The organism is Solidesulfovibrio fructosivorans JJ] (assembly GCF_000179555.1).
Lineage (GTDB): Bacteria > Desulfobacterota > Desulfovibrionia > Desulfovibrionales > Desulfovibrionaceae > Solidesulfovibrio > Solidesulfovibrio fructosivorans.
The window spans coordinates 18,620-42,712 of sequence record NZ_AECZ01000031.1 but is presented as its reverse complement, the minus strand read 5'-3'; the positions used below and the strand labels follow the sequence as shown (position 1 = coordinate 42,712).

General features: G+C 65.7%; 21 protein-coding genes. 18 read left to right on the top strand and 3 right to left on the bottom strand.

What is annotated here, in order from left to right:
• The first annotated feature begins 17 nt into the window (after positions 1-17).
• The 4 genes from DESFRDRAFT_RS16855 to DESFRDRAFT_RS16840 all read left to right on the top strand — a co-directional run bounded on the left by DESFRDRAFT_RS16855 (position 18) and on the right by DESFRDRAFT_RS16840 (position 5,642).
• A complete protein-coding gene (locus DESFRDRAFT_RS16855) occupies positions 18-2,021 on the top strand; it encodes a flagellar hook-length control protein FliK (RefSeq protein WP_005995943.1) in 2,004 nt (667 codons plus the stop codon).
• A 15-nt stretch (positions 2,022-2,036) separates the two neighbouring features.
• Positions 2,037-2,774, top strand: a complete 738-nt coding sequence (locus DESFRDRAFT_RS16850) for a flagellar hook assembly protein FlgD (protein ID WP_005995942.1) — start codon at positions 2,037-2,039, stop codon at positions 2,772-2,774.
• 34 nt (positions 2,775-2,808) lie between these two features.
• Positions 2,809-4,458: a flagellar hook protein FlgE gene (locus DESFRDRAFT_RS16845; protein ID WP_005995941.1), complete on the top strand. Its 1,650-nt coding sequence runs from the start codon at positions 2,809-2,811 to the stop codon at positions 4,456-4,458.
• Between the two features lie 290 nt (positions 4,459-4,748).
• A complete protein-coding gene (locus DESFRDRAFT_RS16840; protein WP_005995940.1) occupies positions 4,749-5,642 on the top strand; it encodes a flagellin N-terminal helical domain-containing protein in 894 nt (297 codons plus the stop codon).
• A gap of 212 nt (positions 5,643-5,854) precedes the next feature.
• On the opposite strand, the gene rnc is transcribed toward DESFRDRAFT_RS16840, so the two are convergent.
• Entirely contained in the window at positions 5,855-6,556 is a 702-nt protein-coding gene (rnc, locus tag DESFRDRAFT_RS16835) for a ribonuclease III (RefSeq protein WP_005995939.1), read from the bottom strand.
• A 217-nt stretch (positions 6,557-6,773) separates the two neighbouring features.
• Between rnc and DESFRDRAFT_RS16830 the strand changes: the two genes are divergently transcribed.
• On the top strand, positions 6,774-7,841 hold the full coding sequence (locus DESFRDRAFT_RS16830) for a phosphotransacetylase family protein (protein WP_005995937.1): 1,068 nt from the start codon (positions 6,774-6,776) through the stop codon (positions 7,839-7,841).
• A gap of 210 nt (positions 7,842-8,051) precedes the next feature.
• Here the strand turns inward: DESFRDRAFT_RS16830 and DESFRDRAFT_RS16825 are convergent, their stop codons facing one another.
• Positions 8,052-8,348, bottom strand: coding sequence for a hypothetical protein (locus tag DESFRDRAFT_RS16825; protein ID WP_005995935.1), 297 nt, complete (start codon positions 8,346-8,348; stop codon positions 8,052-8,054).
• A gap of 117 nt (positions 8,349-8,465) precedes the next feature.
• On the opposite strand from DESFRDRAFT_RS16825, the gene DESFRDRAFT_RS16820 reads away from it, so the two are divergent.
• Positions 8,466-11,642: a tetratricopeptide repeat protein gene (locus DESFRDRAFT_RS16820; RefSeq protein ID WP_233489640.1), complete on the top strand. Its 3,177-nt coding sequence runs from the start codon at positions 8,466-8,468 to the stop codon at positions 11,640-11,642.
• Between the two features lie 40 nt (positions 11,643-11,682).
• Positions 11,683-12,594, top strand: coding sequence for a pseudouridine synthase family protein (locus DESFRDRAFT_RS16815; RefSeq protein WP_005995931.1), 912 nt, complete (start codon positions 11,683-11,685; stop codon positions 12,592-12,594).
• On the opposite strand, the gene DESFRDRAFT_RS16810 is transcribed toward DESFRDRAFT_RS16815, so the two are convergent.
• Positions 12,591-12,770: a flagellar biosynthesis anti-sigma factor FlgM gene (locus DESFRDRAFT_RS16810; RefSeq protein ID WP_005995929.1), complete on the bottom strand. Its 180-nt coding sequence runs from the start codon at positions 12,768-12,770 to the stop codon at positions 12,591-12,593. The genes DESFRDRAFT_RS16815 and DESFRDRAFT_RS16810 overlap by 4 nt on opposite strands.
• A 168-nt stretch (positions 12,771-12,938) precedes the next feature.
• Here DESFRDRAFT_RS16810 and DESFRDRAFT_RS16805 point away from each other — a divergent pair, with 168 nt between their 5' ends.
• The 11 genes from DESFRDRAFT_RS16805 (at position 12,939) to DESFRDRAFT_RS16760 (ending at position 23,949) form a co-directional block, all read left to right on the top strand.
• Positions 12,939-13,619 (top strand): LexA family transcriptional regulator, encoded by a 681-nt coding sequence (locus DESFRDRAFT_RS16805; RefSeq protein WP_005995928.1) that lies wholly within the window; start codon positions 12,939-12,941, stop codon positions 13,617-13,619.
• Positions 13,620-13,695: 76 nt separating this feature from the next.
• On the top strand, positions 13,696-13,860 hold the full coding sequence (locus tag DESFRDRAFT_RS22765; protein ID WP_005995927.1) for a hypothetical protein: 165 nt from the start codon (positions 13,696-13,698) through the stop codon (positions 13,858-13,860).
• Positions 13,861-14,243: 383 nt separating this feature from the next.
• Positions 14,244-15,389: an MFS transporter gene (locus DESFRDRAFT_RS16800; RefSeq protein WP_005995926.1), complete on the top strand. Its 1,146-nt coding sequence runs from the start codon at positions 14,244-14,246 to the stop codon at positions 15,387-15,389.
• 30 nt (positions 15,390-15,419) lie between these two features.
• Positions 15,420-15,815, top strand: coding sequence for a flagellar basal body-associated FliL family protein (locus DESFRDRAFT_RS16795; protein WP_005995925.1), 396 nt, complete (start codon positions 15,420-15,422; stop codon positions 15,813-15,815).
• 16 nt (positions 15,816-15,831) lie between these two features.
• Entirely contained in the window at positions 15,832-16,476 is a 645-nt protein-coding gene (locus DESFRDRAFT_RS16790; RefSeq protein WP_005995924.1) for a histidine phosphatase family protein, read from the top strand.
• A 104-nt stretch (positions 16,477-16,580) separates the two neighbouring features.
• On the top strand, positions 16,581-17,027 hold the full coding sequence (locus DESFRDRAFT_RS16785; protein ID WP_005995923.1) for a hypothetical protein: 447 nt from the start codon (positions 16,581-16,583) through the stop codon (positions 17,025-17,027).
• A gap of 78 nt (positions 17,028-17,105) precedes the next feature.
• Positions 17,106-17,759: a lactate utilization protein gene (locus DESFRDRAFT_RS16780; protein WP_005995922.1), complete on the top strand. Its 654-nt coding sequence runs from the start codon at positions 17,106-17,108 to the stop codon at positions 17,757-17,759.
• 33 nt (positions 17,760-17,792) lie between these two features.
• Positions 17,793-18,506, top strand: a complete 714-nt coding sequence (locus tag DESFRDRAFT_RS16775; RefSeq protein WP_005995921.1) for a hypothetical protein — start codon at positions 17,793-17,795, stop codon at positions 18,504-18,506.
• A gap of 175 nt (positions 18,507-18,681) precedes the next feature.
• The gene (locus DESFRDRAFT_RS16770) at positions 18,682-19,965 is read left to right on the top strand and encodes an HDOD domain-containing protein (protein ID WP_043795121.1); all 1,284 of its coding nucleotides are present in this window, start codon (positions 18,682-18,684) and stop codon (positions 19,963-19,965) included.
• 31 nt (positions 19,966-19,996) lie between these two features.
• Positions 19,997-21,400, top strand: a complete 1,404-nt coding sequence (locus tag DESFRDRAFT_RS16765) for a sigma-54-dependent transcriptional regulator (protein ID WP_005995918.1) — start codon at positions 19,997-19,999, stop codon at positions 21,398-21,400.
• Between the two features lie 89 nt (positions 21,401-21,489).
• Positions 21,490-23,949 carry a CBS domain-containing protein gene (locus DESFRDRAFT_RS16760; protein ID WP_005995916.1) on the top strand — a complete coding sequence of 820 codons (2,460 nt, stop codon included), beginning with the start codon at positions 21,490-21,492 and terminating at the stop codon, positions 23,947-23,949.
• Positions 23,950-24,093: the final 144 nt, after the last annotated feature.

Here is a 24,093-nt window from a genome sequence, read left to right as displayed (position 1 = left end):
GCGTCAGGAGGCCCGGTATGCAGATTCTTCCGCTTGTCACCACCCGCGCGCAGGCCGCCGCGGACGCCACGCAGCAAAATGCCGCGCTCACCTCGCGTCAGTCCGCGATGTTTGCCAGCATGCTGCAAAGCGCCCGAAGCTCTACGGAAGCGAACCAAGTCTCGTCGGTCGCTTCCTCGGCTTCCGCCACCACCACCGTCACCGATCCCATGGAAGCGGCCAACACGCCAAGTCGGCAGGATTTGATGAATCTGCCCATGACCAGGGAAGATGTTGCCGCCCTGCACGACGACTTGGTGGAGCAGGGCTTTTCCGAAGACGAATTCGCCGCCATGGAGCAAAAGGCCGAGAGTCCGGAGGGCCTGACCTGGGGCGAAATGATGCACGAGGTGAAGAAGAAGATTTCCAAGACCGAGAGCAACGAGAAGAAGGAAGTGTCCAACGAGGATACGGTCCAGTTGCTCGGTCTTTTCGGCAAGCTCGGCTTTACCGCCGACGAGTCGCAATCCATGGTGGACGCGCTCGGCAAGGGCGAGGCCAACGGCGTCTGGTCCAAGATCAGCGACAAGGTGGCGAGCCTCGGCGACAATGATTCCGTCAGCCTCAGCTCTTCCGAAATGTCCACCCTCGGCCGGACCATGAACCTGTCCGAGGCCGCCCAGAAGCGCCTGACCGCCCTGTTCGACCAGTCCAATGCCGAATCCGGGCTGTCCGGCCAGGGCCTGCGCACGGCCTTCGGTCTGGTCAAGAACGAAGTGTTGTCCCAGCTGGGCCAGGAAGCGCAGTCCATGCAGGCTTTTCGCCAGGCCGCTTCGGTGGTGTTGGACAAGGCTTGGCAGCGCCAGCAGACCAAGATCAGCTCCGACCTGCATCAGGATGACGTGGCCCGCAAGGCCGCCCAGGTCGTGGCCATGGGCGGCGAAAAGAAGGCCAAGGCCCAGGACGTGCCCACGGCCAGCCAGCCCGGCATCGACGTGTTGGCCGATGTGCCCGACGCCGGCACCTCGCCCCTGCCCAAGGACGGTCAGGGTCAGCGGGTCCAGGGCCAGGACGTCCAGAGCCAGCAGACCCAGGCGCGCCAGGTCCATCAGGATGCGCGCGGCGCCGGACATGGCGCCCAGGCGCCGGCGTCCGAGCTGCACGGCAAGGCCGGCGCGGTGGCCACCGCGCAGGCGGCCGCGACCGGCAGCCTGAACGCGACGGCCGGCGGCGACGCGCAGACCGCTTCTTCTTCTTCTTCTTCGGGCGACGCGGCCCCGCAATCCCAGGTTTCGCACAAGCAAGCGGCGTCCGCGCCCCAGTTCGGGGTCGGCAACGCGGCCTCCGGCAACACCGGCGGATCCTCCGGCGGGCAGCAGGGCGGCGGCGCGGGCGGCTCGTTCGAGCACGGCGACCAGGAAGGCGGCTGGGGAGAATTTTGGAGCAAGGTGCGGGTGGACAAGTCCGGCGGGCAGGCCGCCACCGGCGCGGGAAGCAATACCTCCCAGACCATGGCCGCCATGGACGCGGTCGCCGGTTCGAACCGGGCGTCCGCGGCCAAGCCCTTTGACGCCGCCCTGGCGGCTCGGGCCGCGCGCCAACTCGAAACCGGTATTTTGCGCAACGTCGGCCAGGACACCAAGCAGCTGACCCTCAATCTTTCGCCCGACGAACTCGGCAAGCTGAGCGTCACGCTGACGGTCAAGGACAAGGAAGTCAAGGCGATCATCAAGGCCGACAATACCGACACGGCCGCCATGCTGCACGATCAGGCGGCGCACATCAAGAAGACCCTGGAGGACCAGGGGTTCAAGGTGACCAAGCTCGAGGTGCAGACCGGCGTTTCCCAGGACAACCAGAGCGCCTGGCAAAGTCCCGAACAGCACAACCAGGCCCGTGAACAGCGCGAGGCCATGGAACGGATGCGTTCCTCCCAGCGTCTGGCCCGGTCCGGCGGCGGCATCGCCCTGGACGCCGACGCTTCGGGATTCGTGCCCCAGGCCGCGACATCCGCCGCCTCCGGGCTCGACCTTTTCGCGTAACAACGGAGCATAGCCATGAGTTACGTCAGCAGCATCCTCGGCGCCGATACGTCGACCACGTCGACCACATCGAAGACAGGCGCGGCCAGCCTCGGCCAGGACGCCTTTCTGCAACTGCTTGTGACCCAGTTGCAGTATCAGGATCCCCTGAGCCCCATGGACGACAAGGACTTCGTGGCCGAGTTGGCCCAGTTCTCCAGCCTCGAGCAACTCACCGAGATCAATACCGGCATCGACAAACTGGCCGACCTCAACACGCAGTCGCAGGTCATGGGGGCGGTCAATTTCATCGGCAAGACCATCGAGGCCAACGGCGAAGCCGTGAGCCTCACCAAGGGCAAGGCCACTCCCGTGACCTTCACCCTGCCCGAGGATGCGAGCACCTGCCTCGTCAACGTGCTCGACAGCGCGGGCACCATCGTGCGCACCGTGGATCTTGACGCAAAGAAAGCCGGTGAAGTGGAATTTACCTGGGACGGCAAGGATCACGACGGCAACGTCTGTGACGACGGCCAGTACCGGGTCGCGGTGACCGCCACCAACGCCGACAGCGAAGTCATGAAGGTGTCGAGCACCATGACAGGCACCGTGGTCGGCGTCACCCAGCAAAACGGAACGTACTACCTCAATATCGGCGGCAATCGGTACGTGGCCTTCGGCGACATCACCAATGTGATCGACAAGACATCGTCGAACGACAGCGATTCGGGCAAGGATTCGGGCAGTAACTCAGGCAGCGATTCGAGCTCCTAGCCGCGTAGACACGGGACGAAAGGAGGAGGTTTATATGGGCGTTGGATTAAATACCGCCATGTGGTCGGGAGTGTCCGGTCTGATGGCCAACTCGACGAAGATGACCAGTATCGGCAATAACCTGGCCAACGTGAATACCTACGGCTTCAAGTCGGCGCGGACGGATTTCGTGACGCTCATGAGCGCGACCATCGGCACGGCTTCGGGTGTGGACCAGGTCGGGCGCGGCGTGCGCGTCGGTTCCGTGGTGACGGATTACTCGCAAGGCGGCCTCGAGATCACGGGCACGAACACCGACATGGCCATCAACGGCAACGGCTTTTTCATGGTCAAGCAGAAGAGCTCGGTGGGCTCCAACGGCAAGATGCTCAATACCGGCAACCAGACCATGTATTATACCCGGGCCGGCGACTTCCACTTCGACGAGAACGGCTACCTGTCGAGCACCACCGGACTGGCCGTGCAGGGCTGGAAGGTGGACCAGGACAAGATCGACACCGCCACCGCCTCGGGCACGACCCTGAGCAGCACCCCGATCACCGGGCAGATCCGGGACATCGTTCTCGACTCGTACTCCAGCCCGGCCAAGGCCACGACCAGCACCACGGTCATCACCAACCTGGATTCCGATTCCGTCAGCGCCACCACGCGCAACCTCGCCTCCGGCGGGAGCTTCTACGCCATGAGCGCCTCCTGGGACGGCACCAAGGATCCGGCCATGGCCTCCACCGCCTACGACTACCAGACCACCGTCAAGGTCTACGACGCCAACGGCTCACCCCATACCCTGACCGTGTATTACGACAAGATAAAGAACGACAACGGCAAGGAATACTGGGAATACTCCGTGACCTGCGACCCGGCGGAGGATGGTCGGGTGGACCTCCTGAGCAATGCCTTAGCGGGCACGCAGATGGCCGGTCTGCTCATGGTAGGCACCATGACCTTCGACTCATCGGGCTCGATGGAAAATATGAGCGCCTATACGCTCAAGGCCAGCAACGCCACCGCCGGCGCTTTCAACTCGAATCTGTGGAGCGTGGCCAACATCTCTTCCAGCGGCTATCCGGAGTTCACGGCCAACTTCAAGTCCGTTTCCAACGGCAGCTTCACGGACCAGGGCAACGCCACCAGCATCTCGCTCAATCTCGGTATGCGCTGCACCACGGGCTGGGCCACCGGCACCACCCTGGGCGACATCGACCCGACCGACATGACCACGCTCGGGTCCTTCAACCCGGCGCAGCTGAAGATCAACAGCAACGTGACCACCAACTACGCCACGTCCTCCTCCACGGTGTTCACCTCGCAAAACGGCTACACCGCCGGCCTTTTGACCAGCGTCTCGGTGGACAGCGACGGCGTGCTGACCGGCACCTTCTCCAACGGCGTGAGCCTCCAACTGTGGGTGCTGGCCCTGGCCAACTTCACCAACCTGCAAGGGCTCAATAACGCCGGCAACAGTCTCTACACCGCCACCCTGGAGTCCGGCGAGGGGACGACCAACCGGCCGAACAGCGGCTCCGTGGGCTCCATCTCCGGCAACACCCTGGAATCCTCCAACGTGGACATGGCCGCGGAGATGGTCAGCATGATCGTGACCCAGCGCGGTTTCGAAGGCAACAGCAAGACCATCACCACCGTGGACACAATGCTCTCGGAGATCATCCAGCTCAAGCGCTAGCCCCGTTCCTCCTCCTCGTCCGCAAAAAGGCCGCTCCCGTCCAGGGGCGGCCTTTTCCCTTTCTTGCGGCGCTCGGGGCGGAAAAGCTTGCCCTGCCTTCGTCCCGGTCTTGGCGGCCCGGGTTTGTCAACAGCGCGGGAGAATTGACTTTCGTGGGGGCATTTTTTTCCCGTATTCTTGAATTGAATGTCTATCTCGCTGTTATTTATTTGGAAATGAGTGTTGGTACGGTGTCTGCTTAATTTCAGCAAAACCAACAAGGAACGTCTGGTTGCAACAAGGAGGTTTTTATGGCCCTGACCATCAACAATAACATGATGGCGATGAATGCCGCGAGGAACCTGTCCCATTCCTACGGCGCCCTGGCGACTTCGACCCAGCGATTGTCTTCGGGGCTTCGCATCAATACCGCCGCCGACGACGCCGCCGGCCTGGCCATTCGCGAGCTCATGCGCTCCGACGTCGCCACCCTCAACCAGGGTGTGCGCAACGCCAACGACGCCATCTCCATGATCCAGACCGCCGACGGCGCGCTCCAGGTCGTGGACGAAAAGCTCATCCGCATGAAGGAACTGGCCGAACAGGCCGCCACCGGCACCTACACCTCGGACCAGCGCCTCATCATCGACTCCGAATACCAGGCCATGGCATCGGAAATCACCCGAATCGCCATGGCGACCGACTTCAACGGCATTTATCTTTTGAACGGCAACCTCTCCGGCGCCAACTACGATGGCGCGGGCATCAATTCCGTGGGCAAGCTCAAGGTCCACTTCGGCACCGGCAACTCCAGCGCCGAGGACTATTACTACGTCCGGATCGGCAACTCCACGGCTTCCGCTCTTGGCGTGGGCATGGGCGCGGCGGCGGGCACCTCCGGCCGCAGCATTTCCACCCAGGAGATGGCCCAGAAGGCCCTCGACGCCATCCAGACGGCCATCGTGTCCAAGGACAAGATCCGGGCCAACCTGGGCGCGTTGCAGAACCGTCTGGAAAACACCATTTCCAACCTGCAGATCCAGGCCGAGAACCTGCAATCGGCCGAATCCCAGATTTCCGACGTGGACGTGGCCACGGAAATGACCAACTTCGTGCGCAACCAGATTCTTACCCAGTCGGCGGTGGCCATGTTGTCCCAGGCCAACTCGCTGCCGAAGATGGCCATGCAGCTGATCAGCGGCTAGGCCTGACGGAGACGGGGTACATAATGGAAAAGGGCCAGGGAGGCGAGGACCGCAGGACGTCGGTCCCTCCCTGGTCCGAAACGATTCGATGACGGTCGCGGCAAAGAATTGACGCCGCTTCGCCAAGCGCCCCTGGCGGGGAAAACGACACTTTGCCTGAGGAGCTTTCGGCTTGCGGACGCGCCGCCGACCCTGCCGCCGCGACAGGCCGGCTACCAGGTCGCCGCGGCGTCCGAGATTTTCTCCAGCGCCAGTCTGGCGGCCATCTGCTCCGCTTTTTTCACGCTTTTTTCCATGGCCGTGAGCGCGTGGCCATCCGGCAGCTCCAGGCGCACGGTGAAGCGCTTGTCGTGCTCCGGGCCTTCGCTGTCGAGCAGGGTGTAGACGGGGCGCGCCTTGTGCACCTTCTGGGTGTATTCCTGCAGCCGGCTTTTATAGTCCCGGGTTTTGGGCGCGACGGACCGGACCGGCCAGACCTCGGCGAAGGTCGCGTTCACGAAGCTTTTGGCCACCCCGTAGCCCCCGTCCAGAAAGAGCGCGCCGATGACGGCCTCGAAGACGTCGCTTAATAGCGACGGCCGGGTCCGGCCCCCTTGATTCTCCTCCCCCTTGCCGAGCAGGATGTGGTCCTCCAGGGACAGGCGCAACGCCATGGCGGCCAGGCTCGATTCGTTGACGAGCTGGGAGCGCAGGAGCGTCAGTTCGCCTTCCGGCGCTTCCGGGAAACGGGCGAAAAGTTCCTCGGATACGGACAGCTCCAGTACCGCATCGCCTAAAAATTCCAGGCGTTCGTTGTGCTTGGCGGCTTCGCCGCGTTCATTGGCATAGGAACTGTGCGTCAACGCCGTGGTGAGCAGTTCCGGACGGACGAAAACATGCCCCAGGGCGTTTTCCAGGGCGGTGGGTTCAGACATTTTGCAGGCTCCAAATGGCGGCGGGTCGTGACATGGGCAGCGATACTAACGCGTTCGGGCGTTCTTTCCAAGGCACGGGCCGAACGTGACCGTGTTTTTACGCTCTCCCCGGCCAATTGTCTTGATTATCCCGGCCGGGGCAGGCATTTTATGCCGAGGACGTCCGTGATCGGCGCCACGTGCGGCGGCTGCGGACGAGCCGCACAGGAGGGCAGCCATGGCTGGACTGTATGTTGGCGCGACGGCCGGATATTCCGGTAAAAATATGGTGGTCATGGGGCTTGGGCTCCGGTTCCAGAAGGAAGGCTACTCCGTGGGCTACCTCAAGCCCGTGGGAGCCATGCCGCGCGAGATCGACGGCCGGCTCTGGGACGACGACGCCTACCACGTCCAGCGCATCCTGCGCACAAGCGAAGAACCCGAGACCCTGACCCCGGTCATCGCCTCCCACGATTTCCAGGTCAAGGCGTTCCGCAACCAGACCGGCGACGTCATGGGGCTCATCCGCGATTCCTACGAGAAAGTCTCCGCCGGCAAGGACATCACCATTGTCGGCGGCTCCGGCGGCATGCACACCGGCAAATACTGCAACGCCGACGGCGTGCGGGTGGTGCGCGAACTGGGGCTCACGGCCGTGGTCATCGACCGCTATTCCAAGGAGCTCAACTACGACTACCTGCTCGTGCTCAAGGAACAGCTCGGCGACCACCTGGGCGGCGTGATTCTAAACGACGTGGCCCAGAACTTCCTGGACGAAACCCAGACGCTTATCGCGCCCTTTTTGCGCGACCGGGGTATCCGGGTGCTCGGCGTGATCCCCAAGGACCCGCTCATGGGAGCGATCAAGGTCTCGGATCTGGCCGAACGCCTCGGCGGCAAAGTCATTTCGGCCCACCACAAGGCCGACCGCATCGTGGAGAGTTTTCTCATCGGCACCATGCAGGTGGAAAACTTCATGACCCATTTCCGCCGGCAAAAAAATTCCGCCATCATCGTCGGCGGCGACCGCTCCGACGTCCACCTGGTGGCCCTGGAGGGCGACAGCCCCTGCCTGGTGCTGACCGGCAATCTTTACCCCAACGACATCATCCTGACCCGCTCCGAAGTCCTGGAGATCCCCATCATCGTGGTGCGCGAGGATACCTACACCGTGGCCAAGAAAATGGAGACCCTGCTGATGCGCCATAAACTGCGCGACGAAATCAAAATCCGCCAGGGCGCGCAGCTTATTAACGCCAACCTCGATTTCGCCGTGCTGCTCGATATTTTGGGTCTCAAACGTTAGTTGGGGCTGAGAGAAGAACGTGCGAGAGGGGGACCCTTTTTGAAAAAAGGGTCCCCCTCTCGCGCTCTCCCCTCCCAAAAACTTTTAACGGTTATGGGTGGATAACGATAACACTCTGTAACTACTAAAAGTCTTTTGAAAGGGGGCCCGGGGGGAAACTTTTCTACAGAAAAGTTTCCCCCCGGTTGCTTCCTCCCCCTTCCCCTCTCCCTAATTCCGTCGATGTTCGTGGCAACTGATGAGGAAAAGCGCGGCGCGAAGGCGCAGCACCTCGCGCGGGGCCCGGTCCATGAGGCTGTGTCCCGGCATGGGCTCCATGGTGGCGAAGGCGGTTTCCTCCCGGGAGGGCCTGTCGGCGTAGCGCATGGTGCCCAGTTCGGCCAGGGCGGCCTGGACCTCGTTGCGTTCCCGGGCGAAGGCCTCGCTTAAGCGGGCGGCGTGTTCGGGCCGGTGGATATCGAGAATGCGGTCGGGTTGTTCGTGGCGTTGGACGGCGGCGTCTTTCATGGCGGACTCCTTGCCCGGTTCTCTTCGGCCGTCCGGGCGCAAGTCTTAGGGAGGGGCGGCCGATTTTTCCTGGCACGAATGCTGCTTTATCCCTGGAAAACGCAGGGAAGCGCCATCGTGAAAGCACTTGTGACGAAATTCCGCCCGGTTCGCCTTGTCCGACTGCTCTTGGTGTTGCTCGTCATCGCGCCATGCTGGTTTGTCGCGGCGGCAACCGATGCCCTGGCCACGGACGCGGCCCAGGCCGCCGTACGCGAACCGCAACCGCCCCAGGCCGATCCGTTGCCCCCGGTCGCGCCGGGCGAGGAGACCGACGCCGCCCATGGATTCCGGGTGGAGCTGGTCAAAAGCGCGCCATCCGCCGGAACCATGCGGGTCGGCGGCGCGGCCTCGTTCGCGGCCCGGATTTTCGACGGCGAACGGGAGCTGGACCGGGGGGACTACGTCTGTCGTTGGCGTTCCGACACCGAAGCCCGGTTTCTGGAAACCGAAGGGCCGTTCACCAATACGGCCGTCTTTTTGCGCCCGGGCCGTCAACGGGTCTGGGTCGAGGTCGTGCCCCGGTCCGGTCCGTCCGAAGGGCTGGCGGCGGTATCCGTCCCGGTGGAGCTGGATGTGGCCCAGCCGGCCTTTTCGCTCGGCGTGAGGCCGTCGTCGCCGCTGGTCGGCGAGGAGACCACGGTCGTCATTCGGGATTTTCCGGTCCACGACGGGGTGGAATTCCGCTGGGACCCGCTGCCCGCCTCGGCCAAGCTGGTGCGGGTGGGCGAGCGCAGCCTGACATTTTATCCGACGGCCGCCGGGGAGGTCCCCGTGCATGTGTCGGCCACGGCCGGCGCGGGCGCGGGCGACACGGCGGATTTGGGCGCGGCCACGGTCCGGGTGCGGGCCAGGGAATACGCCGTCGCCGTGGCCGACAAGGGGCTCACCGGGCCGCCGGCCACGGTTTGGCGCGAGGGCGAGGGGCCGGTTGCGGCCTCGGGCGTGGCCGTGCGGCAAAACGTGCGGCTTTTGGCCCGGATTTCGCCGTCTCCGCACAATCCGCCGTTGGCCTATGCCTGGAGCCTGTGTCCCGGGGCGCGGGCCCGGGGCGGGACCGACGGCCGGGAGATCGAGGCCTCGCGCGACGCCGTGGGGCCGTGCAAGGCTTCGGTGGAAATCCGCGACGCCAGGGGCCTGCTTCTCGGCCGGGGCGAGGGCGGGTTCACTGTTGCCGTTTCCCAGGAAGAACTCGATGCGGCCGTGGCCAACGCCCGCGAGACGGACAGGCTTACCCGGGCGGCGGCCGACGCCTGGGATGCCGGCGACGCGGCGGGGGCCCTGGAAGCGGCCGGACGGGCCGTGCGCAAAAATCCCCGTGACGCCCCGGCCCTGACCGCCTACGACCGCATAAGCCGCGACAAGGCCCGTCTGGACGATACGTTGGCCAAGGCCGACGCGGCCCTTGGCATGGACGATTTCGGCGAAGTGGCGGCCATGCTCGGCGAGGCAGCCAAGATATGTCCCCGGGCCGAGGCCATCGGGGCCATGCGCCAGGCGGCCGTCGCCCGTCGCGAGACCCTGGACAGGGTGGCGAGGCTTTTGGCCGCCGCCCGGGATAAATGGGATGCCGGCGCGGTGGACGGGGCCTTGAAGCTGACCGGCCAGGCGCTTTCCCTCGATCCGAACCATGCCGCGGCCAAGGCCGAGCGCGAGCGCATGGTGGCCGACCGCGACAGGCTTATCGCGGCGCTCAAGCAGTCCACCAGCTATCTTGCGGCCAAACGCTTCGACAGCGCCGGCGAGGCGCTGGCCGAGGCGCGGGCCATATGCCCCCGGTTCCCGGCCATCGCGGAACTGACGCGGGCCATCGCCGCCCGCAAGGACAAGGCCTGGCGCATGGACGAGCGGCTGGCCCGGGCCCGGGACCAGTGGAACGCCGGGGATGCCGACGGGGCGTTGGCGACGCTGACCGAAGCGGCGCGCCTCGATCCCGAACACGCCGGCGCGGCCGCGACCAAAAGAAAACTGGCCCAGGCCAGGGAACATCTCGGTGCGGCCGAGGACCGGGCCGAAGCGGCATTGGATGCCGGCAAGATCGACGCCGCCAAGGCGGCTCTTTCCGCCGCGTCCGGGATCAACCCGCGCCATGAGCGCCTGAAGCAATTGCAGGCGGCCCTGGCCCATCGGGTGGACCGCGACCGGCGCGTGGCCGGGCTCGCGGCCGAGGCCGAGCGCCGCAACGCCGCCGGCGATACGGACGGCGCGATTTTGGCTCTCAATGACCTGATCGCCCTGGTCCCGGACAACGCCAAGGCGACCGCGACGCGCGATGCGCTCGTGCGCGCCCGCGACGCGGCCAATGAAGCCCTTTCCCGGGCCAAGGACGCACTGGCCTCCGGTCGCTATGACTTGGCCCTCGGGGCGGTGGCCGAGGCGGAAAAGGCCAACCCCAAGCTGCCGGCCCTGGCCGGCTGGCGCGACAAGATCCAGGCCGCTCGCAAGCGGGCGGAAGCCGTGGCCGCCTCGCGTCTGGCCACGGCGGAAAAGCTCTTTGCCCAAAAGGATATTCCCGGCGCGGACGCGGCCCTGCGCGCGGCCCGGGAGGCGGGGCCTTTGCCATCCGCCCTGGCCGGCAAGGCCCGGGACCTTTCCCGGCGTATCGAGGCCGGTCTGGCCCGGCAGGCCGCCGCCCGGCGCGAGCAGGCCAACCGTGTGCGCACGACCGCCCAAACCGCCGACGCCGACCGTCGCGCCCGTTGCGCCGCCATCGGCCGGCAGGCTGCGGCCAAGCGGAGCGGGGGGGATCACGCCGGGGCCATCCGCGACTACCAATCCCTGCTCAACCTGTGTCCCGACACCTGCCAGGCCTACAACAACGTCGGGGCTTCGCTTTTCTCCCTGGGCTACGCGGCCGAGTCCCTGCCCTGGTTCGACGAGGCGGTCAAATGCGCGCCGGACGAGCGGCTCTACCGGGACAACGCGGCGCTCACCCAAAAGCGTCTGGCCCAAAGCCGCCAGCCCGATCCCGAAAAGGCCGCGACCTGCAAGGCCGCCTTCGAGACCGCCGAATCCAGGCGCGTGGGCGGGGATCTTTCCGGGGCCATGGAGGGCTACCGTCGCGTGGTGGCGACCTGTCCGGATTTTTGCGCCGCCTACAACAACATGGGCTTGGCTCTGCACAAGCTCGGCCGTACGGCCCAGGCCCTGCCCCTTTTCGAACGGGCCCTTCGCTGCAACCCCAAGGAAAACCTGTTCAAGGACAACTACGAGCTGACGGCGAAACGCCTGCGCACGGCTGAACGGCGTCCGTGACGGATTGCCTTGCGGCGGGGGAGGCGGCTATGCTCCGGCCATGGGAAACGACGATGCCCGCGTGGTCGAAGGCGCGATCCCCGGGGACATGGCCGGTGAGCGCCTGGACCGGGCGGCGATCCTTGTGCTGCCGGACACGGGGCTGCGGGGCCGCCGCCGGCTGATCGAAGCGGGGCGGCTGCTCGTGGACGGGCGGGCGCGGCCCGCCGCCTACCGGGTCCGGGCCGGGGAAAAACTTGCCGCCCGCATCGCCGCGCGCCCGGAAGGGGAGTTTCGGGCCTCGGACATCCCGATTCTTTTCGCCGATGCCGCCTATGCGGCCGTGGCCAAGCCGGCCGGCCTCCACAGCGCCGCCATCGCCTGCGGCGGCGGCCAGAGCCTCGAGGACCTGCTGCCGGAGCTTTTTCCCGGTCGCGCCGCCGGACTGCTCTCCCGCCTGGACAGGCTCACCTCGGGCATCGTTCCCCTGGCCTTTGACGCCGCGTCCGGGGAACGCTATCGCCGCCTGGAAAACGCCGGCCAAGTGGCCAAGACCTACCTGGCCGTGGTCCACGGCGGGATACCTTCTCCGTTCGTGGTCGATTTTCGCTTGGATATGGCCGACCGGGCCAAAACGCGGGTGCTGCGCACGGCCGATTCCGATCCCTTGCGCCAGACCCGTGTTTCGCCGCGCGCGGCCAAGGGCGGGCTGACCCTGGTCGCCTGCCGCATCGCCAAGGGGGCGCGTCATCAGATACGGGCCCATCTGGCCGCCTCGGGCCATCCTCTGGTCGGGGATCCGGTCTATGGTCGGGGGGAGGGGGCGCGGCTGTACCTGCACTGCGCCCGGCTCGAAAGCCCGGTGCTTACGGTGACGAACCAACCGCCCTGGTCGCTTGCGGAAGCGGCCCGGACAGTCGAAAGCGATGCGCTGGAAAAAAACGCGGAACAGGATACGAATGGCGTGGGCTAATCGGCGTTGGTGGCAAGCGCGTCGAGCAGGCCCTCGATGATCTCGTAGCGTTGGATGAGGTACGTGCCGGACTGGACGCGGCGCTTGAGATCGGCGATACGGCGGGCGCGATCGGCCGGGTCCTCGCGGGGCGGGGAGACGCCTGGGGGCCTGCAGGTACTGTCTGGTACGGTCATGGCTGACATCCTTGTCTGCGCCGCCCGGTCATGGCCGGGAAGCCTTTGGGTCCTTCGCTTGGCTTATCGGCCCATGGTTTTCCGAACTTTAGCGCGGTCGCAAAATTTCGTTTTGCGGGGGCGGAAAAAAGCTTGCCCCCTGTTGACGGGTTGTTTATAAGAATCAACATGACGCAACGACATGACGCCACGTCCGCGGCTGCCGGCGGTTTCGAGGGTTTTTTCGCCCGGGCCGCGCAGGCGGCGGACATCGCTTCCCAGGCCGAACTGGCCGCCCTGCTCGGGGTGCATCGTTCGGCCGTGACCCAGGCCAAGAAGAAGGACGCCGTGCCCAAGGCCTGGGTGTTGGCCGTGTCCCGCCGGACCGGGGCGGACGCCGACTGGCTGGAATACGGCCGGCCGGCGAAGTCGGCCGCCAAAAACGACACGGCGGAGGACGGCCCCTATATCGGCGTGCCCAAGGTCCGGGCCAGGCTTTCGGCCGGCGGCGGCTCCTTCGAGACCCGGGGGGAGGTCGAATCGGTCGTGCCGTTTCGCGGCGACTGGCTGCGGCGCAAGGGCAACGTCTCGGGCATGGTGCTCATGGATGTGGTGGGCAACAGCATGGAGCCGGAGATCCGCCACGGCGACACGGTGCTCATCGACCAGGGGCAGACCGCCATTGTGGCCCACGGCGTCTACGCCATGGGCGTCGAGGACACGGTGCTGGTGAAAAGAGTGGAAAAACGCCCGGGCTCGCTGGTGCTTTTGAGCGACAACCGGGACTATGCGCCCATTGTCCTTTCCGGCGACGAAATCGACGCCTTGCGGGTCATTGGGCGCGTGTTGTGGGTGGGGCGCGAGCTGTAAGGGGGAAATTTTTTTCTCCGCTGTGTTTATACTTATAAACTGATTGTTGCGCGACCGCGCAACACGGAGGCGCATCATGCAACGTCGCTATTGCCGCTGCGGCATGTCCATCCTGGTGGAATTCAAACCGACCGGCCCGACCTGGCGGGCGCTTTTCTTCCGACCGAGCCGCCTGTTCCGGGCCCGGCTGTCGCGCTGCCCCCATTGCGGCGAGGCCCTGGACATCGACCGGCTGTCCTAGGTGGCGGATTCGTTTTGAAAATGAAGCCGCGTGAGGGAAAAACCTCGGAAAAGGGCTTTCCCTTCGCGCGCGTTTCCCTTGCAAGACGCTTTGTTGTGGCGGGCGCCTTGTGGGGCTTCCCTCAAATGGCTGGTCGGCCCCTTTGTCCGCGCATTACCGGGCAGGTCAGCGGTCATCGGACCCGTCACCATGCGGCGGCCTTCCCCCCGATCGGTCGTCCGGTGACGTTCCCCGTCCCGTGGCCGCATACCCCACGCCTTCGGCGTCGCACCCGCTCCCGCGGCGCCGAAGGCATTTTCCCGGTCTAGACGGCTTTATACTTTCCTCCGGCAAGCGTTGTGCGTATAAAGGCCGTTGGCTCGAGGCCACAGGGAGCGAAACGTATGGGGAAATGGACGCTTTTCGTATTGTACGCCGCCACGGTCAGCGGCATCTCCTCCATTTACGCGCCCCAGCCGCTGCTTCCGGTCCTGGCCTCGACCTTCGGCGTGTCCGAGTCCACGGCCGGGCTGACCATCACCGCCACCATGCTGCCGCTGGGCCTTGCCCCGCTGGCCTACGGTTTTTTTCTCGACGCCGTGCCGGCCCGCCCGTTGATCGGCATTTCCCTGGCCTTGCTGGCCGTGTGCGCCGGCGGCCTGTGCCTGGCGCCCAATTTCGGCTGGTTTCTGGCCGTTCGCGTGGGGCAGGGGTTGCTCGTGCCGGCGCTTTTGACGGCGCTTATGACCTATCTGGCCACTGCCGCGCCGCCATCCCAGGTGCGCCGCGTCATGGCCGCCTATATCGCGGTCACGGTGTTCGGGGGCTTTTTCGGGCGTTTTTTTTCCGGTCTGACCGCCCAGGCCTTTGGCTGGCGCATCCCCTTCGCCGGCTTGGGCTGCTTCCTGGCCCTTTGCGCGGCGGCCTGCCTGACCCTGCCGCCGGATGCGCGCACGGCCTTTTCGCCCATCCGTCTGGCCTATGCCCCGCAGGTGCTCAAAAAGCCGGGCTTTGCCGCGACCTACGCCGTGGTCGCCCTGCTTTTCTTCGTCTTTTCCGGCATGCTCAACCTGCTGCCCTTTCGCCTGGGCCATCTTTCGGGCGGCTATTCACCGCTTCGGGCCGGGGTCATGTATTCCGGCTATCTCATGGGCATCATCGTAAGCCTCACTTCCCACCGGTTTGCCAAAAACTTCGGGGGACCGACCCGGGCCATGAGCGCCGGGGCCGCCATCGTCATCACGGCGGCGGCCGTATTTTCCATCCCCGCCCAGGCGGCGATCTTCGCCAGCGTCTTCGTGCTGTGTTCGGGCATGTTTCTGGCCCACTCCGTGGCCCCGGGCGTGCTCAACGGCGCGGAGAACGAGCACAAGGGGCTTGTCAACGGCCTCTACATTTCTTTTTATTATTCGGGTGGGTCGCTCGGGACCTATCTGCCCGGGCTGCTGCTTGCCGAGTACGGCTTTTTCGCCGCGGCCGGGCTGCTGCTCCTTTCGGCGGCCACGGCCACGTGCATCGCCCTGCGGCTGCGCACGACGGCGTTTCGTTGACGGCGACCCTCGAAAAGTGGAGATGAGGGGATGCGACGACATCTTGCACTGCTTTTTGGGACCGTAGCCCTGCTGTGCGCGCTGCTTGCGGCCCGGGACGCTCCGGCGCAGCAGCGGGAAACCTTCGTCAGGGGCGGCACGGCCGTCTACTCCGACGTCGACGTCAATATCACCGACGGCGCGCGCTTGGCCCGGCTGCATCTGGCCTTCGAGGCCCAGTGCATAAGCGAAGATGCGGCGCGCCTTGCGGCAAGTCCGGAAACGCGCGAGGCCGTCCTGCTTTTCCTGCGCGAGCGGACCGTGGCCGAATTGTCCACGCCGCGTGGCAAACGCGAGTTCAAGCGTCAGCTCCTGGCGGTCATGAACAAGGCCGTGGGCGGGCCGCGCGTGGTGCGCATCTACTTCCTGCAATTTGTCATCGAATAGGGGAAAAGGGGATTCCATGCCGCTTTTCCGCCTGATCCGCCACGGACAAAGCGCTTCCAACGCCGGCCATGTGACCGACTATCCCGATACCATCCCCTTGACCGACCTGGGGCAAAGGCAGGCCGCCCTTGTGGCTTCCTGCTTTCGGCGCGCGCCCAGGCTGGTCGTTTTTTCCTCCTTCGACAGGGCGGTGCAGACGGCAACGCCCCTTTGCGAACGGTTTCCCGAAGCGTCCGTCGCGGTCTGGCCGGTGCAGGAATTCACCTACCTGGCCCCACACCGCTACATCGGCACGACCAGAAAGGAGCGTGGCGAGGCCGTGGTCGCCTATTGGAAACGCCTGGACCCGCGCTGGCGCGACGGCGACGGCGCCGAGTCCTTTGTCGGCTTCTGGGACCGTGTGGAATCTTTCATGGAACGCGTCGCCAGGACCCGGGGCCCGGCGGTCGTTTTTTCCCATGGCCAGTTTTTGCGCGGGGTGGTGCTGCGGGTTTTGGCCGGGCCGCTCGGGGCCGAGGAAGCCATGGTCCGCTTCCGGGCCGTCCGGCAAGCCGTCGCCTGGCCCAACGCCGCCATGGCCGTGCTGGCCGTCTCGCCGGCCATGCCGCTCATCGGGCCGGTCACGGTCGAACATTTGCCGCCGGAAATGCTTTCCACGTAAAAAAGCGTTGCCTTTTTGCGCAACCCATTGAATCGATATCGTTGTTGCTCTACAACGTTGGCGCAACAAAAAAAGCCCGCCCGGGGGACCGGAGGGAGAGGGAAATGGCGCAAAGGCGCATGGCGCTATCGGCCGGTATGGCGGCATTGGTCGGGGCGATTGTCCTGGCGACGCTGCTTTGCGCGCCGTCGCGGGCCTTGGCGGTCAAACGGGCCGGGGCATTTTGGTCCGGGCTCTCGCGCGAGCAGAAAACCGACCTGATCCTCGGCATCTTCGACGGCTTCAACCTCAACGAGAATATTTTGGGGATCACCCTCAAAAACGAATACACCATTTGCACCGACATCATGGAAAGCATCATGCGCCAGTCCGACGCCTTTTTCGCCGGCATGCCCGCCGGCAGGATCGTCACGGCGCTGGATGCGTTTTATACCGACAGGAAAAATAGAAACATCCCGGTTTCCTGGGGACTCTGGGTGGTCGTGCGACAAAACCGCAAGGACCCGACCGTGGGGGATTTCCTGCGCGAATTGCGCGCCTTGTATCCCTAGGGCCGCATGCCTTGCTTTTTTGCGCCGCGCGATTAAAAGGTCTTGCGCCGACGGACCGGGCGGCGCAAAGGAGACGGCATGCAGGCACCGATCGAGACATATTACGCCAAGCGGCTTGAGGAGTTGGCCAAGGCTCTTCAGGGCAACCACTTCAACGCCCACGTCGTGCCCGACGCGGCGGCGGCGCGTGACCTCGTCATAAACGAAATTCTCCCCGCCTCCGGGGCCAAAACCGTGGCCTACGGCGGTTCGGCCACCCTGCTCGCAACCGGCCTGCCGGCGGAGCTGGCCGCCATGCCGGACATCGAGGTCATCAATACCCTGGATAAGACGCTTTCCGCCGAGCAGGCTTACGAGCGGCGGCGGCAGGCGCTTCTGTCCGATCTCTTTTTCACCGGCACCAACGCCGTGACCGAGGACGGCGTGCTGGTCAACCTGGACATGATCGGCAACCGGGCCTGCGCCATCGCTTTCGGCCCCAAGCGGGTCGTGGTCTTTGTCGGGCGCAACAAGATCGTGCCGGACCTGACCTCCGCCGTGCGCCGCATCAAGGAATACGCCGCTCCGGCCAATGCCATCCGCCTGGCGAAGAAGACGCCCTGCGCGGTCACCTCCCGTTGCGAGGACTGTGGCAGCCCGGAGCGTATTTGCAACGTTTGGACCATCACCGAAAAGTCCTTTCCCAGGGGACGCGTCACGGTGATATGCATCAATCAGGATTTGGGACTGTAACAGAGCCGCAAGCGGCTAAACGAGGGTCCGGCTTTGGCTTGGAAGAAGATACCCCCCGAGGCGGATTATTTTCACTGCGAACCCGGTACGGAGTACTATATCTGCGAGGAGGGGCTTGTCGTCGAGGGGCGCTTTCTCCAGGACGGGGGCGCCAATCTGGATAAGGCCATCTGGCCCACGGTGCAGGGCAGCCGGGCGTATATCCGGGTGCGGCGCAAGGGAGTGGACAAGAAGTTTCAGCTCGTGCGCATTTTCGCGGAGCTTTTTCCCGATCTGCTTGGCGGCGAGATCCAGGTGCGCACCCGCAAAGGGCCTTTCGCCTTGCGCGTGGAAAGCGAGCCCCGCGAGGCCGAGGCTCCCGTCCGCCCGGCGGCGGCGAAACCGCGTCGGGAAAAGGCCCCTCGCCATGAGCATGAAGAAGTTGTCGCGGAGCCAGTCGACAACGAGGACTCCGGCGGAGGGGACGAGGACGAGGACGAGGAAGCGGTGACTTCGGTTTCCGACGCCCGCATCTGCAAGGTGTGCAACCTGCGCAAGCGCGCCTCGGAGTTCAGCCCCCGCGACGATATGTGCATGGACTGCTATATGGGCCGCGACGAGCTGCTCAAGGAGATCATTGCCCGGCGTCGCCGCAAGAACCGTTCGGCCGCCCCCCGTTCCGCCGAGGAGCACGAGGGTCGCGGCAACTCCGACGACAGCTTGGACTCCTTCGGGCGCATGGATTTTCGCATCAATCTTCCCGAGTAGGGCCCGGCGGGCGTCCCGCGGGAAGCCTTTTGCGGGGCGGAAGTGCACGGTTTTCGGAACCGGCCGTCCGCCCCGCGCCCTCTCCGTCGCCCGGCCTTTCTTGACAGCCTGTCCCAATCCCTTATGATTGTGCGATAGCAGGAATGCATCGCGTTGACGCGGGCTTGGGGGGCGATTGGTCAGACGCAACGTTTCCGAATTGCGGGAGGGCATGATCCTGGCCGAGGATGTGCTCACACCCGGCGGGCGTTTCCTCATGCCCAAGGGAACGACCCTTGATCATGGCCATCTGAAATCCCTGCAGGCCTGGAACTTAAACGCCGTATCCGTGGCCGACGAAGCCCCGCCGCCGCCCGTGGCCGAGGGCCGGGGCGAGGGCGCCGACGCCGCCGAGGAGGCCGCCGTGGCCGTGGTGCGGGAACGGCTTTGCCGGCTCGACCGCGAACACGAGGCCGGGGAAGTGCTGTGGCGTCTGGCCCTGGAGCGGGAAACCCGCCGCCGCCTCGCCGGGGACGCCCAGGCCGCCGGCCAGGAAGGCGCCGTGCCGGGACGCCCGGAAGAGGTTCCGCCGCCGCTGTCCTCCCCCGAAACGCTTTTGCGCGACGAGCCCCAGCTCGTTTCGCCCCCGGAAGTCTACCTGCGCATAAACGACGTGCTGCGCGATCCCAAAAGCACCGTCGAGGACGCGGCCGAGAGCATCCGCCACGACCCGAGTCTGGCCGCCAAGCTTTTGCGCCTGGTCAACAGTTCTTTTTACGCCCGCACCCTGCGGGCCGTGCGCGGCCGTTTCCCGGCCAAGGTGGACAGCCTGTCCCGGGCCGTGATGGTGGTCGGCGCGCGCCAGCTCGCCACACTCGCCCTGGGCGTGTCCGTGTTGCCGCTTTTCCAGGACATCCCCCCCCACTGGGTCAACATGCGCGTGTTCTGGGAGCACAGCGTGGGCTGCGCCGCCGCCGCCCAGGCCATTGCCGCCGCCACGTCCCGGGGCAATCCCGAGACGGCCTTCGTGGCCGGGCTGCTCCACGATATCGGCCGCATCATCTTCTTCAAGCAGGCTTCGACCCACATGGCCGCCGCCATGCGCCAGGCCGCCGCCGACAGAGACCCCCTGTACCGCGCCGAACGCGACCTGCTCGGCTTCGACCACGCCGTCCTCGGCGGTCATCTGCTGCAGAAATGGCAGTTTCCGGCCAATCTGGAAAAGATGGTCCGCTACCACCACGATCTCGACGAGCCGCTTTTTATCGACGAGCCGGCCGTGATCCATCTGGCCGACTGTGTGGCCACGGCCATGGGCTGGGGGGCCAGCGGCAACCGCCATGCGCCGCCGCTTAATCCGGCCGCTTGGCAGGCCCTGGGGTTGACCGGCGAGGGGCTCGCCCGGCTGGTGCCGGCCATGGAGGCGCGCCTGGCCGAAACCATGCACAGTTTTTTCCCGGACAGGGAAGGGCCGCCATGAGCGCCCGGCGGCAAGACGAGTTGGAGCGGTGATGTCTGCGCGTATTCTGGTCATCGAGGACGATGCGGCCTTTCGGGCCATGCTGTTGGAGGCGCTTTCCTCCAAGGGCTACGATCCGGTCGGCGTGGGCTCGGCCGAGGAGGGCGTGGCCCGGGCCCGGGCCGAGGCTTTCGACCTCGTCATCACCGACGTCATGCTGCCCGGCATGGACGGCATCGAGGGCCTTTCCAGAATCAAGGAGGCCAGCCCCCAAAGCGAGGTCATCGTCATGACCGGCTATTCGGCGCGGGAAAAGGCCTTGGACGCGGTCCGGCTCGGGGCCTACGACTTTTTCACCAAGCCCTTTTCCCTGGCCGAAATGGAGGTCGTCATCCGCCGGGCCCTGGAGCGCCGGGGACTGGTGGCGGAGCTTGCCCGCCTCAAGTCGGCCATGGCCGCCGGGCGCGGACCGGTCATCGTGGGCCAGTCGCCGGCCATGCGGGACGTGGTGGACATGGTGCGCCGGGTGGCCCCGCTCGATTCCACGGTGCTCATCACCGGCGAATCCGGCGCGGGCAAGGAGGTGGTGGCCGACGCGGTCCAGGCGCTCAGCCTGCGGGCCGATGCGCCTTTCATCAAGGTCAATTGCGCCGCCATCCCGGAGAACCTGCTGGAATCGGAGTTGTTCGGCCATGAGAAGGGCGCGTTCACCGGCGCGGTGGCGCTTAAAAAGGGCAGATTCGAGCTGGCCCACGGCGGCACCATCATGCTCGACGAAATCGGGGACATGCCGCTTTTCCTCCAGCCCAAGCTGCTGCGCGCCGTGGAGCAAAAGCAGATCGAGCGCGTGGGCGGTTCGCGGCCCATCGACATCGACATCCGCATCATCGCCGCCACAAACCAGGATTTGCCGACCCTGGTCGCCGAAAAGAAATTCCGGGCCGATCTCTACTACCGCCTGAGCGTGGCCGCCATTCCCCTGCCGCCGCTTCGCGACCGCAAGGAGGACCTGCCGCTTCTGGTCGGACATTTTTTGGAGCGCATCAACCCGCGCGTGGGCGTCAATTTGCGCGGCGTCTCCCGCGAGGGCATGCAGCTCCTGTACGCCTGCGACTGGCCAGGCAACGTCCGCCAACTGTCCAACGTTTTGGAGCGGGCGGCCATCCTCAGTTCCGGGGATGTGCTGACCGCGGCGGAGATATCCCGGGCCCTGGACGGAGCGCCCCTCCGTCCGCCCGAGGAAGCGCGGGAGCAGGCTCCCGCCGACCGGATCGGCAACCTGCGCCAGACGCTTCAGGACATGGAGCGCGGCATGATCGTGGCCGCGCTGCGAAAAACCGGCGGCTCCCAGAAAGACGCGGCCAGGCTTTTGGGGGTGAGCCCCAAAAACCTGTGGAATAAGATACAAAAGCATCGCATCGGGACGGCCGATTACGCCGCCTCTCCGGCTTCCTGACCGTTTTCGGCCTTGCCGCGACGGCGAAAATCGGGCATCGCCCCACTGCTTGCTTCCACCGCGTCGCGTACGCTGCCCGAGGAGGTTTCATGGGCGACAGACGCCTGGCCGAAATCGTCTCTTCCGACGTCATCGCCATTTCTCCGGCCGAGACCATGCGCTCGGCCCTGGCCGTCATGCGCGACCGAGGCATTTCCTGCCTCGTCGCCACCGAAGACGGCGCGCCCGTCGGCATCGTCACCGAGCGCGACATCCTGTGGGCGGCGGCCCACCGGGGGCTGGACTTTCCGGAGCGCCCCGTGGGCGACGTCATGACCGCGCCGGTCATCACCGTGCCGGCGGACACCATGCTGGTCGAAGCCTACCACCTGATGGCCCAGAAACACCTGCGCCATCTGGTCATGGTGGACGCGGCCGGCAAGGCCGGCGGCGTGCTCACCCAGTCGGATTTGGTGGCGGGGCTCGAGCATGAGGGCCTCACCGGCGCCAAGTGCGTGGCCGACATCATGACCCGCGACGTGGTGACCGCGCCGGGGAACATTTCCGTGCGCGAGGCCGTGCGCCGCATGGCCTCGCGGTCCATCTCCTGTCTGGTCGTGGCCCGCGAGGATCGTCCGGCCGGGATCATCACCGAGCGCGACGTGGTCCGCCTTTTGGCCGACAATCCCCGGCTTGGCCGGCTGACGCTCTACGACATCATGAGCTGTCCCGTGGTGTGCGTGGAGGCCGACCAGCCCGTGTTCGAAGCGGCCATGCTCATGAAAAAACGCCGCATGCGCCGGCTGGTGGTGGTCGACGACGACCGCCGGGTGCTCGGGCTTGTTACCCAGTCGGATATCGTGCGAGGGCTCGAAAGCCGCTATGTGCGCAGCCTCAAGTCGGCCCTGGACGAGAAAAGCCGGGCGCTGCGGCAGGTGGGCGACAGCCTGGACGAAAAGACCCTCTTTCTCGACAACCTGTTGCGCAGCGCCGAAACGGGCGTCGTCGCCGCCGACGAGCAGTGGCGCATAACCTACGTCAACCCGGCGGCCGAGGACATTTTCGGCATCTGCGGCGCGGTCCTTGTCGGCAGGGACATCCGTGAGGTGCATGTGGAGCGCGGCGTGGACCTCGGGGCGCTGGCCCGGGGGCTCGACGCCATTTCGCTGAGCCGCAGCCACGAATTTTCCTTCACCCTCACCGGAAGCGACGAGTCCCGCCACTATGTCGCCCGGGCCTCGGGCATCTACGACGCGCGGGGCGTGCCGGCCGGCTTCATGGTCGTGGTGCGCGACGACACCGAGCGCTGCCGGGCCGGGGAGCATCTCGAACGCCTCACCCGGAACCTCGAGCGACTCGTTATCGAGCGCACGAGCGATTTGACGGCGAAGGCCCGGGAGCTGACGGAAGCCAATGAGCGGCTGCGCGATATGGACGCCATCAAAAGCGCCTTCCTCTCCTCGGTTTCCCATGAACTGCGCACGCCGCTGACCTCGCTTCTGGGTTTTTCCAAGCTCATCGATCGGGATTTCTCCCGCTTTTTTCTGCCCCTGGCCGCCGATGATCCGGTCCTGGCCAAGCGCGGCGGGCGTATCATCGAGAACCTGCGCGTGCTCTCGGTCGAGGGGGAGCGTCTGGCCCGGCTTTTAAACGACTTCCTCGACCTGTCCCGTATCGAGTCCGGGCGCATGGAGTGGCGCGACCGCCCGGTTGAGCTGGCCGAGGTGGTCAAAAACACCCTGGCCGCCGTGTCCGGGCTTTTCGCTTCCCGGCCGGAAGTGGACCTGGAATCGCTGCTGCCGGAGGCCTCGCCCGTGGTGGTGGCCGATCCGGACCGGCTGGAGCAGGTGCTCCTGAACCTCATCGGCAACGCGGCCAAATTCACCGCCGTGGGCGCGGTCACGGTGAGCCTCGACGCGCCGTGTCCCGGGGTGGCCCGGGTGACGGTGCGCGACACGGGGCCCGGCATCGCCCCGGAGGACCGGGAACGCATTTTCGACAAGTTCCGCCAGGTCCGGCGCGATCCCGAAGGTTCGGCCCCGGCCAAGGGCACGGGCTTGGGGCTGGCCATCTGCCGGGAGATCGTGACCCATTACGGCGGGAGCATCTGGGTGGAGCCGGCCCCGGCGCGCGGGGCGGCCTTTGTTTTCGAACTGCCCGCCGTCACGCCTGGAGCGGCGAGCGCCGCGCCGCCCGCGTCCAAAGCACGGCGGCGGGAAAAGCCGCTCGTGCTCGTGGTCGACGACGATCCGGCCGTGTCCTCGTTTCTCATCCAGTTTCTGGAAGGGGAGGGCTACCGGGTGGCCGCCGCCCACGACGGCGAATCGGCCCTGGCCGCGGCGGAAAAGCTGCGCCCGAGCGTCATCACCATGGACATGGCCATGCCGGGGATGGACGGCCGGGCGGCCATGGAGGCCTTGCGCCGGGATCCACGGCTGGCCGCCATTCCCATCCTGGTCATCACCGGCCACGGCGACGCGCCGCTAGGCGCCGCCGACGCGGTGCTGCCCAAGCCCCTCGACCCCGAAAAACTGCTGGCCGCCATTGAGGCGCTTTTGGCCCGGAAATGATGCCCCGCGATACGGACGGACCCTTTACAACGGGGCGGGGATGCTTATTTGAAAGGTGTAAGGGGAGCGGTTCTCCAAGCGATATGGGAGCAACGGAAACGGAGGGCTGAAAGAAATAAAAGTCAACAACCATACCAAGCGCAT

Coding starts and splice junctions, on each gene's coding strand:
- DESFRDRAFT_RS16855 (WP_005995943.1), top strand. CDS start 18: ATGCAGATTCTTCCGCTTGTCACCACCCGCGCGCAGGCCGCCGCGGAC.
- DESFRDRAFT_RS16850 (WP_005995942.1), top strand. CDS start 2,037: ATGAGTTACGTCAGCAGCATCCTCGGCGCCGATACGTCGACCACGTCG.
- DESFRDRAFT_RS16845 (WP_005995941.1), top strand. CDS start 2,809: ATGGGCGTTGGATTAAATACCGCCATGTGGTCGGGAGTGTCCGGTCTG.
- DESFRDRAFT_RS16840 (WP_005995940.1), top strand. CDS start 4,749: ATGGCCCTGACCATCAACAATAACATGATGGCGATGAATGCCGCGAGG.
- rnc (WP_005995939.1), bottom strand. CDS start 6,556: ATGTCTGAACCCACCGCCCTGGAAAACGCCCTGGGGCATGTTTTCGTC.
- DESFRDRAFT_RS16830 (WP_005995937.1), top strand. CDS start 6,774: ATGGCTGGACTGTATGTTGGCGCGACGGCCGGATATTCCGGTAAAAAT.
- DESFRDRAFT_RS16825 (WP_005995935.1), bottom strand. CDS start 8,348: ATGAAAGACGCCGCCGTCCAACGCCACGAACAACCCGACCGCATTCTC.
- DESFRDRAFT_RS16815 (WP_005995931.1), top strand. CDS start 11,683: ATGGGAAACGACGATGCCCGCGTGGTCGAAGGCGCGATCCCCGGGGAC.
- DESFRDRAFT_RS16810 (WP_005995929.1), bottom strand. CDS start 12,770: ATGACCGTACCAGACAGTACCTGCAGGCCCCCAGGCGTCTCCCCGCCC.
- DESFRDRAFT_RS16805 (WP_005995928.1), top strand. CDS start 12,939: ATGACGCAACGACATGACGCCACGTCCGCGGCTGCCGGCGGTTTCGAG.
- DESFRDRAFT_RS22765 (WP_005995927.1), top strand. CDS start 13,696: ATGCAACGTCGCTATTGCCGCTGCGGCATGTCCATCCTGGTGGAATTC.
- DESFRDRAFT_RS16800 (WP_005995926.1), top strand. CDS start 14,244: ATGGGGAAATGGACGCTTTTCGTATTGTACGCCGCCACGGTCAGCGGC.
- DESFRDRAFT_RS16795 (WP_005995925.1), top strand. CDS start 15,420: ATGCGACGACATCTTGCACTGCTTTTTGGGACCGTAGCCCTGCTGTGC.
- DESFRDRAFT_RS16790 (WP_005995924.1), top strand. CDS start 15,832: ATGCCGCTTTTCCGCCTGATCCGCCACGGACAAAGCGCTTCCAACGCC.
- DESFRDRAFT_RS16785 (WP_005995923.1), top strand. CDS start 16,581: ATGGCGCAAAGGCGCATGGCGCTATCGGCCGGTATGGCGGCATTGGTC.
- DESFRDRAFT_RS16780 (WP_005995922.1), top strand. CDS start 17,106: ATGCAGGCACCGATCGAGACATATTACGCCAAGCGGCTTGAGGAGTTG.
- DESFRDRAFT_RS16765 (WP_005995918.1), top strand. CDS start 19,997: ATGTCTGCGCGTATTCTGGTCATCGAGGACGATGCGGCCTTTCGGGCC.
- DESFRDRAFT_RS16760 (WP_005995916.1), top strand. CDS start 21,490: ATGGGCGACAGACGCCTGGCCGAAATCGTCTCTTCCGACGTCATCGCC.